Annotated in this window: 9 protein-coding genes and 2 tRNA genes; 8 read left to right on the top strand and 3 right to left on the bottom strand. The window is 35.7% G+C overall.

Annotated features, from left to right (window positions below; translation table 11 throughout):
- Nucleotides 1-29 precede the first annotated feature (29 nt).
- Entirely contained in the window at nt 30-653 is a 624-nt protein-coding gene (locus B0A58_RS05785) for a hypothetical protein (RefSeq protein WP_089080249.1), read from the top strand.
- A gap of 84 nt (nt 654-737) precedes the next feature.
- Nucleotides 738-1,601 carry a sigma-70 family RNA polymerase sigma factor gene (locus tag B0A58_RS05780; protein ID WP_014085132.1) on the top strand — a complete coding sequence of 288 codons (864 nt, stop codon included), beginning with the start codon at nt 738-740 and terminating at the stop codon, nt 1,599-1,601.
- A gap of 121 nt (nt 1,602-1,722) precedes the next feature.
- Here the strand turns inward: B0A58_RS05780 and B0A58_RS05775 are convergent, their stop codons facing one another.
- Nucleotides 1,723-2,832 (bottom strand): DUF4407 domain-containing protein, encoded by a 1,110-nt coding sequence (locus B0A58_RS05775; protein ID WP_089080248.1) that lies wholly within the window; start codon nt 2,830-2,832, stop codon nt 1,723-1,725.
- Nucleotides 2,833-3,513: 681 nt separating this feature from the next.
- Here B0A58_RS05775 and bioD point away from each other — a divergent pair.
- The 3 genes from bioD (at nt 3,514) to B0A58_RS05760 (ending at nt 6,652) form a co-directional block, all read left to right on the top strand.
- Nucleotides 3,514-4,137 carry a dethiobiotin synthase gene (gene bioD / locus B0A58_RS05770; protein WP_089080247.1) on the top strand — a complete coding sequence of 208 codons (624 nt, stop codon included), beginning with the start codon at nt 3,514-3,516 and terminating at the stop codon, nt 4,135-4,137.
- Nucleotides 4,134-5,417, top strand: a complete 1,284-nt coding sequence (gene bioA, locus B0A58_RS05765; RefSeq protein WP_089080246.1) for an adenosylmethionine--8-amino-7-oxononanoate transaminase — start codon at nt 4,134-4,136, stop codon at nt 5,415-5,417. Before bioD ends, bioA begins: the two co-directional genes overlap by 4 nt.
- A 74-nt stretch (nt 5,418-5,491) precedes the next feature.
- Nucleotides 5,492-6,652, top strand: coding sequence for a beta-ketoacyl synthase N-terminal-like domain-containing protein (locus tag B0A58_RS05760; RefSeq protein ID WP_089080245.1), 1,161 nt, complete (start codon nt 5,492-5,494; stop codon nt 6,650-6,652).
- Here B0A58_RS05760 and B0A58_RS05755 read toward each other — a convergent pair.
- Together B0A58_RS05755 and B0A58_RS05750 are read right to left on the bottom strand one after the other, a co-directional pair.
- Nucleotides 6,649-8,238 carry a L,D-transpeptidase family protein gene (locus B0A58_RS05755; RefSeq protein WP_089080244.1) on the bottom strand — a complete coding sequence of 530 codons (1,590 nt, stop codon included), beginning with the start codon at nt 8,236-8,238 and terminating at the stop codon, nt 6,649-6,651. The genes B0A58_RS05760 and B0A58_RS05755 overlap by 4 nt on opposite strands.
- 78 nt (nt 8,239-8,316) lie before the next feature.
- Nucleotides 8,317-8,754 carry a GNAT family N-acetyltransferase gene (locus tag B0A58_RS05750; RefSeq protein ID WP_089080243.1) on the bottom strand — a complete coding sequence of 146 codons (438 nt, stop codon included), beginning with the start codon at nt 8,752-8,754 and terminating at the stop codon, nt 8,317-8,319.
- A gap of 135 nt (nt 8,755-8,889) precedes the next feature.
- Between B0A58_RS05750 and B0A58_RS05745 the strand changes: the two genes are divergently transcribed.
- From B0A58_RS05745 to B0A58_RS05735, 3 genes are all read left to right on the top strand, one after another.
- Nucleotides 8,890-8,962, top strand: a tRNA-Gly gene (locus tag B0A58_RS05745).
- 33 nt (nt 8,963-8,995) lie between these two features.
- Nucleotides 8,996-9,071, top strand: a tRNA-Gly gene (locus B0A58_RS05740).
- A 70-nt stretch (nt 9,072-9,141) separates the two neighbouring features.
- Nucleotides 9,142-9,705 carry a 5-formyltetrahydrofolate cyclo-ligase gene (locus B0A58_RS05735; RefSeq protein WP_373863150.1) on the top strand — a complete coding sequence of 188 codons (564 nt, stop codon included), beginning with the start codon at nt 9,142-9,144 and terminating at the stop codon, nt 9,703-9,705.
- The last annotated feature ends 51 nt before the right edge of the window (nt 9,706-9,756 follow it).

Here is a 9,756-nt window from a genome sequence, read left to right as displayed (position 1 = left end):
TAAGGGGCTGAAACAGTACCCAAAAAAGGTTGTCCGAAATAACTAATAAAGATTATTATTTAGGAGTGAAATCTGTTCTATCGGAAATCGAATTGGAAATTAAATCAAACTTAGTTCAGTTTGAAGGTTCTGAATACAAACAGAAAAGAATTCACGAAGTTTTTAAAAACAAGCCTATAAAAGTTAAAAAATACGACGAACGTGCTGATGGACAGCAAAATTTAGTGTTAAACGAACCTTGGTATGTTTATAATGCTAATTATGGCACAAGTGAAGAAAAAGCTTTTGTTGAAATGTTTGCGAAACGTTTTGAAAATATCAATAAAAAATATGAAAATATATACCTAATCCGTAATGAACGTGAATTAAAAATAATTGATAAAAATGGTAGGGCTTTTGAACCCGACTTTATCTTATTTTGCAAACAAAAAAGCGGAGAAGCACTAACGTATCAAGTTTTTATAGAACCAAAAGGAAAACATATTGAGGAACAAGATAAATGGAAAGACGATTTTCTAAAGCAGATTAAAGACGAAAAGAAAACCATAAAAATAGATTCCGACAAATATCGAATTACTGGTGTTCCGTTCTATAACAATTCAATCGAAAATGAATTCTCAAATACCTTAAACACCATTTTAGATATAGAATAAAAAAAAATAAACCCTAAATTGTAACTTTTTCAGGATGCCTTACGTATAACAACCAGAATCTTTTAAAAAAAAAAGAAAACGACGATGAGACAGTTAAAAATTACGAAGCAGGTAACCAACCGTGAAACGGCTTCATTAGACAAATATTTGCAAGAAATTGGTAAGGTTGATTTGATTACCGCAGACGAGGAAGTGGAGTTGGCTCAAAAAATCAAAGCGGGCGATCAACGTGCGTTAGAAAAATTGACTAAAGCCAATTTACGTTTTGTGGTGTCTGTTGCCAAACAGTATCAAAATCAAGGACTTACATTGCCCGATTTGATTAACGAAGGCAATTTGGGCTTGATTAAAGCCGCACAACGTTTTGACGAAACTCGTGGTTTCAAATTCATTTCGTATGCCGTTTGGTGGATTCGTCAATCTATTCTGCAAGCCTTGGCAGAGCAGTCTCGTATTGTGCGTTTGCCTTTAAATAAAATAGGTTCTATCAACAAAATTAACAAAATGTATGCCTTGTTGGAACAATCCAATGAGCGTCCGCCCTCTGCCGAAGAAATTGCAAAAGAGCTCGACATGACGGTAAATGACGTTAAAGAATCTATGAAAAACTCGGGTCGTCATTTGTCTATGGATGCCCCTTTGGTAGAAGGCGAAGATTCTAATCTATACGACGTATTACGTTCGGGCGAATCGCCAAATCCAGACCGAGACCTGATTCACGAATCGTTACGTACAGAAATTGAGCGTTCGTTGGAGACTTTAACACCTCGCGAAGCAGACGTCGTTCGACTGTATTTTGGATTGAGCGACCAACATCCGATGACGCTCGAAGAAATTGGCGAAACTTTTGACTTGACTCGTGAAAGAGTTCGTCAAATTAAGGAAAAAGCCATTCGCAGATTGAAACATACTTCGAGAAGCAAAATCTTAAAAACATATTTGGGATAATCTCATTGATGTTAAAAAGATTCACAATAGAACAGGCTGATTACTTGTTCGGTTTTTGATTGATGATTAAAAAACTCTGGTTTGTGCCAGAGTTTTTTTTTACCATCAATAATATGGGGTTTTAGGATTTGGGCAGGTTTTGCCGCTGTTTTTCAAAAAAATATTGGTCTTGATTGACAATTAAGTCATAGGCATTGGCTCGAAGTTTTTGTTGTAAACCAGCATCATCATCCAATGTTTCATATACTTTGGTATGGATGTTTTTGTTGGTTGCGGTTAGTAAATCACGATGGTGTTGCTCTTGTTCCAAATGGCTTTTAAAAATATTCTCGGCATCTTCTAAAGCAAAATCGTATTGGCTTTTTTGTGCCAATAATTTGGCAATAATTGGCGATGTTTCGATGGCCAAAAACAACAGCATGATAAAAATGGAAGGTGCTTTTGGCAGTTTGTTCAACGCATTTATTCGGGCCATTAGGCCATCAAATCCGTCAATGATGGGTTGGGTTTGGGCTACTTTTTGGTCCAAATCTTTTTGTAATTGTAGTCCTAATTTTTCTTTTTCGGCAATTTTAATGCCGTTGGCTTGCCGCAAACTGTCCAATTGTTTTTTAGCGGTATCGTGTTTGGCTATTTTTTCTTTAAAAACGGGGCCTTTTCCTAGTTTTTTTGTGCCTGCTGTGCCTTCGGCTTCTTTGATATAGGTTTCGTATAAGTCGTTTACTTCTTTTTCTTTGAGGGCAATTTCCTTTTTTAGCTGGTCTATTTCATTGGTATTTCGGGCAACATCGGTTTGAAAATATTGCGAAACTTGTTTTTTGTTTTGAAGCATCATCGCATTTTTTTCTTGTAGCAAAACGGTGTTGATTTCTTTTTCGAATATTTTTATTTCTAATGGTTTTGAAATAACAATTGCAATAATAATGGCCAATAAAATCCGGGGAGTTGCTTGGATAAATTCGTCTAGAACTTGATTTTTTTTGCGAATAGTTGAAACAATAAAACGATCTAAATTGAAAATCAATAAGGCCCAAACAAAGCCAAACATAAGTGCAAAAAAACTATTGTTGAACACGGTAAACAAGGCATAACTACTGGCTAAAAAAGCCATGATTGCCGTAAAAAATACAGTGGCTCCAATGCCAACATATTTGGTTTGTTCGCCTTCCGAACAAGCTTTTAGGAGGTTTTTATCGGCTCCAGAGCATACAATAAAAAATCGTTTTAACATATTTTTGGGTTTGATTAGTGTTGCATCTTTTGATGCAAATGATTGATGACGGTTTGTTAGTGCAAATTTGAAGCCAAAAGTTACTAGACCAAGGTAAAAGTTTTTAAAAAAGACTTTTTTTGAAACAAATAAAGGATTTGAAAAGCAAAAAGGCTGTTGTGAATAAAAAAAGAGTTGCTTTGATACGTGGTTTTTTTAGCCCAGATTGAAGCGAAAAGCCGACGGACACAAAAGGGATTTTTTTGTAGCCACAAAAGAGCGACCGGCGGAAGCTCCTTTTGTGGTGTACAAAAAAACCTTTTGTGGCCGTGGGCTTGTAGCGAAAAGCTGGATTGGCTTCTAATACCAAATATACCTATAATACCAAACACTCATATAAAATAGCCCAATCTGCTAGCTCTTTTTCTCCAAATATTTCACAAAAAAATAATTACGTAGCCCAGCTATGAAATGATTTTTTTATAAAATCTTGAAAAAAAATAGCCTTGCATTTTTAGACTATTTTATATAAGTGTTTGGTATAAAATAGCCTAATCTATTGGTTCGTTTTTGTTAAAATGAGTAAAAAAAAAGTTTCGTAGCCCAGCTTATTGATATAAACTTGGTATATCAAATGTAAATAAGCGTGGATTTGTTTGTAGATTTGATCAAAACTTTACGAACTTTGCTTCAAAAAAAAATATGGCAATTTTTATTACCGGTATTGGCACAGATGTTGGCAAAACGATTGCGGCGGCTGTAGTGGTTGAGGCTTTGGAGGCAGATTATTGGAAGCCTATACAGGCGGGCGATATAGATAATGGCGATACTCAAAAGGTGCAACGATGGGTTACCAATGGGAGGAGTGTTTTTTATCCGAATGCTTATCAATTGCAAACAGCAGCGAGTCCGCATTTGGCAGCAGCAATTGATGGTGTTTGTATTGAAAAATCAGAAATAGTAAGGCCAGAAACGGCGAATGTTTTGGTAATAGAAGGGGCTGGGGGATTATTGGTACCTATTAATGAAAAGGAATTTGTTGTAGATTTGATAGCTCCAAATGATCGAGTGATACTGGTAAGCCGCCATTATTTGGGCAGTATCAATCATACTTTGCTGTCGATTGCCTGTTTGAAAAGCAGGGGTTTAAGCGTAAGTGGGCTCCTTTTTTCGGGAGACGAAAACAAGGCGAGCGAAAGTATTATAGCCTCTCAGACGGGAGTTCCCGTTATAGGAAGAATAGAAGAGGAGCCTTATTTTGACAAAATGGTTGTTGCTTATTATGCCGACTTATTTTCGGATTTTTTAAAACAAATGCTGATATGAAACCTAACACACCAAGCTGGTCCGAACGAGACGAAGCCCACAACTGGCATCCTTATACACAACATCAAACGGCACGGCCACCCATTACAATTTTTCGAGGCAAAGACGCATTGGTTTGGGACGAAAATGGCAAGGAATATATAGATGCGATTGCCTCATGGTGGGTAAATCCATTTGGACATGCAAACGAGTACATTGCAAAGGCTATTTATGAGCAATTGACTACATTAGAGCATGTCTTGTTTGGAGGTTTTACGCACAAGCCTGCCATTTTATTGGCGGAAAAGCTGTTGTCGATATTGCCTAAAAATCAAAAGAAAATATTTTTTTCGGACAATGGATCTACCGCAGTAGAAGTAGCTTTGAAGGTGGCTTTGCAATATTTTTATAATCAAAATCAGCACAAAAAAACCATTATAGCATTTGAAAACGCCTTTCATGGCGATACTTTTGCGGCTATGGCAGCCAGCGGGATTTCGTTCTTTACGGAAGCTTTTAAAGGGCAATTGATCAACGTAGTTAGAATACCAGTGCCCATTGCAGGAAAAGAAGCGATGAGTTTTGAAGCACTGCAACAAGCAATAGCAACGCATGATTGTGCTGCATTTATATTTGAACCACTCGTTCAAGGGGCAGCAGGAATGGTGATGTATGAAGCCGCAGCATTGGACTCATTGATGGCATATTGTAAAACTCAAAAAGTATTTACCATTGCAGATGAGGTGATGACGGGTTTTGGCAAAACAGGTAAAACTTTTGCTTGCGATTTTTTGCAAGAACAGCCCGATATGATTTGTATGTCTAAAGCTTTGACGGGAGGTACAATTCCCATGGCGATAACCTCTTTTACGCAAGCCCTATTTGATGGTTTTTGCGATGAAGATGTGCACAAAGCCTTGTTTCATGGACATACATTTACGGCAAATCCAACGGGTTGTGCTGCGGCATTGGCCAGTTTGACTTTGTTGCAAACTACGACCATGCAGGCACATATTGCTAGAGTACATGCGTTGCATTTGGCATTTGAAAGGCATATACAGAAACATCCAAAAGTGGCAACAACCAGAGTTTTAGGAGTTATTTTTGCATTAGAATTGCAAGTGGCGGATGCTGCTTATTATGGTGAATTACGCAACAGATTATATCATTTTTTTATAGAAAATGGGGTTATTTTGCGGCCTGTTGGGGGCATCATTTATATTTTGCCTCCTTATATTATTTCGACAGCACAATTGCAAAAAGTGTATCAAACTATCGAAAGTGCATTAGAAATTGTTTAATTTTGCACCCAATAGCATCACATTTTGATGCTTTTTGATGACATTATTAAGAATTTTATAAAACCGTAATTTTTTTGACTTCAACAATCAGTATCACAGGATTTTCATCCGTATCGGCTTTGGGTAATAAAACCGAAAGCATTTGGGAGCATTACTTACAAAACCAAACAACCTTTAGCACTATAACAAGCGGTGCAAACACGTATTGGGTGAGTGCCTTAGAGGCTTCATTGAAAGCAGAAATGGTAGATTTGCGACATTCGGATTCCAAATACAAGTCGTTGGACGATGCCGTTTTGTTTGCAATAGCAGCATCAAGGAGTGCTGTTAGGCAAGCGGGCTGGACACCCGAAGCTGTTTTTGGAATCAATATTGGTTCATCAAGAGGGGCAACACAATTATTTGAAACCCATTTTGAAACATTTTTAAAAACGGGCAAAGCACAAACATTGAGTTCGCCAACAACCACTTTGGGCAACATTGCTTCGTGGGTGGGGCACGACTTGCAATGTACAGGGCCCGAAATATCTCATTCCATAACCTGCTCTACGGCATTGCACGCCATGCTAAATGGCATTGCTTGGCTCAAATCGGGTATGGCTACCAAATTTTTAATTGGAGGCAGCGAGGCTCCATTGACGCCATTTACGCTGGCACAAATGCAGGCATTGAAAATTTATTCAACAGAAACAGGTCCTTTTCCTAATAGGGCTTTGGATTTAAACAAAACCAAAAACACGATGATTTTGGGCGAAGGAGCCGCAGTTTGTTGTTTGGAATTTGGAAAAAAAGACAACGCTTTAGCATTTGTTGAAGGATTTGGCTATGCGACAGAAATTTTAGAGCATAATATATCGATATCTGCCGAGGCTACTTGTTTTCAAAAATCGATGAAAATGGCCCTTCAAAACACCGCTTTATCTGAAATAGACGCCATTGTCATGCACGCTCCGGGTACCATAAAAGGCGATTTGACCGAATTTAAGGCCATTCAAAAAATATTTGGTGCTCATTTACCTTTACTGACAACTAATAAATGGAAAATTGGACACACTTTTGGTGCTTCTGGAACTTTGAGTTTAGAACTTGCATTGCTTATGATGCAGCATCAAACTTTTATTGGAGTGCCCAACACAGCCTACGTTACCCATAGCCGAAGCATGAAAAAAGTATTAATTAATGCGGTGGGTTTTGGTGGAAATGCGGTAAGTATCTTATTAAAGAGTAATTTTTAATAAGATTTGTTTCTTAATTTGCAATACAATTCTGCATCTAAATTGTATATATCTTCTCTAAAAGCAAGATGCTTGCCTTCTAACCATGCTGTATAATACAGTTGATAGTAATTGATTGACGCTTTGATTGGGATAATCTTTGTTTTTTTGAGTTGGATTATAGAATCTATCTTGATATTATTGTAATTAACCGTGTCATTCAATACATATTTTGCTAAAAGCAAGGGGTTTTCAACTCTGGTACAACCCGAACTAAAGCTGCGAATGTTTTTTGAAAACCCATCTTTATGATTGGTATCGTGCAAATAAACAGCATATTTGTTTTTGAATAGTATTTTCATTAATCCTAAAGAATTATGAATACCTGGATCTTGAACGTATGTATATTTGAACGCATCTTCTTCTTTCCAAAGCCAAGGATTGATGCGACGTTTTTTATAATCATAAGCAATAATTTTCATTTTATTCAAATAACTTTTGCTTTTATTCATTTCGGGTATTAAATCTTCTTTTATAATTGTGGGCGGTACTGTCCAAGTTGGATTAAAAACAACCGATGCTAATTTTGAAGTTAAAACGGGAGATTTTCGTTTATCAGTTCCAACAATGATTTTATAGTTTTGTACCAATTCATTGTCTTTATAAACATTCAAATGATAATTTGGAATATTTACAAGAGCATAATGAGCGCTCCATTCGTTTGGAAACCAGCGCCATCTTTCCAAATTAGCAATAATTTGTTCTCGTCTTTCACTTTTGTTAAAATTAAGTGCTGTAACCGTTGATTTTCCAATAATTCCATCGGAAATCAAGCCATTATTTTTTTGAAATAATTGAATTGCGGCTACTGTTTCTTTGTCGAAAACATTGTTAATAGAATCATTTTTCGATAGATAATCCCAATACATTAACCGTTTTTTAATCCAATTAATTTTAGTGTGTTTGTCGTTTGGTTTTATTTTTTCTTTCATTTTGAAAGACAAAGGAGTAGTATAATCGTTGGGTAATTGATCTATTATTTGTAAAGCTTTTTTTAAATCTACATAATTTTTATTAGTAGGTTTTACAGATTCAAAAGGTTTGTTTTCGAAATTTTCTTTAAGTGCCGTATTAATAATTTCATTAACATCAAATTCTTTTGGTTTCAAATCCCAATCAGAATATATTTTTTTAGGATTCAGTTTGCCAATGCTTACGTGTGTTAAATAATCTTGTAAACTATTGGTTAATTGAATGTCGTAATTGACCATCTCGGCATCGTTTAAAAACAAATGTTTTTCTTCAAATTGTTGCAAAACATCAAGTCGATAATCCATAGGATCCAATCCTTCGAGATGACAATTATGGAGTTCTGAGAGTATATTTTTACGAATAATTTCTGATTGCCAAACAGTGTTAAAGTCATTTTTTCGATAAAAATCTAATAAAGTACTATTGTTGGTTTGTAGAATTAAAGTAGAATCTATTTTTAATTTTTCGGTGTTATCAAAAAGTTGAATCAACGTAAAGCCATCGGATGCCAATTCTGTGTTTCGGAACTGGCAACTCACTATAATGATACATACTAGAAGTAAACTTTTTTTCATGATGCAAAAGTAAATCAAAAAAAGTTGAAAATAAATTATATTTTTTTAGGGCATACACATTTCGTTAAGTTACATTTTTTAACGATAAAATTCTTTTTTCATCAAAAAATGCGTACCTATTTGATCAATTTCAAAACCAAAGCCAACAACTTCGTATTGAAATTTTGAATAAAAATCTAAAGCTCCTTTTCGGGCATTCATCCAAATAAGGCTTTTTTCAAAAGAAGCTACTGCTATTTCGCATTGTTTCAAAAGGGCATTGCCTATATTTTGACCTCTAAAAGCATCTAAAACAGCCATGCCTCTCAACTGAAATGAATTTTGATGGTTCAGCTGATGGTGTCCTTTTTTCATCAAAGTTACGACACCTACAATGCGTTGGCCCACAACAAAACCAAAATGTTGTGTGTTTGGCTCATTGTCGCCTTCAAAAACACAAGATTCTAAAGGTAATCCAATTCGCAAAACGCTCTGACGTACACTTAAAACAGCACACGGATCCAATTTTATTACCATATTTCAAAAAAAAAACAATATTATAAACAGTTGATAATCAAAATAAAAATGCAAAATTATAAAAAATATTTAATTTTTTCATTAAAAAATTTGCAATAAACAATGATTTGTATTTATATTTGCACTGTTAATCATGCGAAAGTAGCTCAGTTGGTAGAGCTCCAGCCTTCCAAGCTGGTTGTCGCGAGTTCGAGCCTCGTCTTTCGCTCTAAGCGGTTTTTTCGTTTATCCATTACATCCTGCGAAAGTAGCTCAGTTGGTAGAGCTCCAGCCTTCCAAGCTGGTTGTCGCGAGTTCGAGCCTCGTCTTTCGCTCCACAAAAGGTTGCCTATAATTATAGGCAACCTTTTTTTTATATAATATTTAATTCATTTCTATTGCACCATGATGACTAAAAATGAACTTCGGATCCTTTACAAACAAAAGCGGGCCAATTTAAGTCCCATTGAAACGGAAGGTTATAGTATAGCAATTGCTAATCAATTATTGACATTGCCTATTTGGGATTTCTCCTATTACCATATTTTTTTAACCATTCAAAAACAAAACGAAGTCAATACCGAATTTATTTTACCCATTTTAGCTGGAAAAGACAAAGAAATTGTTGTGTCGCAATCCAATTTTCAAACCATGGAAATGGCCCACTTTTTATTGACGGATCATACCACGATTCGGCTGAATGCTTTTCAAATACCAGAACCTCAAGATGGTTTAGTTGTTCCAAATGAGCTACTAGATGTAGTATTTGTACCCCTTTTGGCCTTTGACACGCATGGCAATCGAGTGGGGTATGGCAAAGGATTTTATGATAAAATGCTTAAAAAATGTAGAGATAATGTATTGAAAATAGGGCTTTCTTTTTTTGAACCAGAAAACCAAATAGCCAATGTATCTGACACTGATATTCGTTTGGATTGTGTTGTAACTCCTAAAATGGTGTACCCATTTTAATGAATTTTAAAATTAATTAATCGATATTAAGCATCTTATACCAAATATACA

Origin of the sequence: Flavobacterium branchiophilum NBRC 15030 = ATCC 35035, from assembly GCF_002217205.1 — a bacterium.
Lineage (GTDB): Bacteria > Bacteroidota > Bacteroidia > Flavobacteriales > Flavobacteriaceae > Flavobacterium > Flavobacterium branchiophilum.
Note: the sequence above shows the minus strand (reverse complement) of the source record. Positions and strands in the feature narration are given on the sequence as shown.

Bases quoted from the DNA above. Each gene is read 5' to 3' on its own strand.
- B0A58_RS05735 (WP_373863150.1), top strand. From the start codon at position 9,142: ATGACTAAAAATGAACTTCGGATCCTTTACAAACAAAAGCGGGCCAAT.
- bioD (WP_089080247.1), top strand. From the start codon at position 3,514: ATGGCAATTTTTATTACCGGTATTGGCACAGATGTTGGCAAAACGATT.
- B0A58_RS05780 (WP_014085132.1), top strand. From the start codon at position 738: ATGAGACAGTTAAAAATTACGAAGCAGGTAACCAACCGTGAAACGGCT.
- bioA (WP_089080246.1), top strand. From the start codon at position 4,134: ATGAAACCTAACACACCAAGCTGGTCCGAACGAGACGAAGCCCACAAC.
- B0A58_RS05750 (WP_089080243.1), bottom strand. From the start codon at position 8,754: ATGGTAATAAAATTGGATCCGTGTGCTGTTTTAAGTGTACGTCAGAGC.
- B0A58_RS05755 (WP_089080244.1), bottom strand. From the start codon at position 8,238: ATGAAAAAAAGTTTACTTCTAGTATGTATCATTATAGTGAGTTGCCAG.
- B0A58_RS05775 (WP_089080248.1), bottom strand. From the start codon at position 2,832: ATGTTAAAACGATTTTTTATTGTATGCTCTGGAGCCGATAAAAACCTC.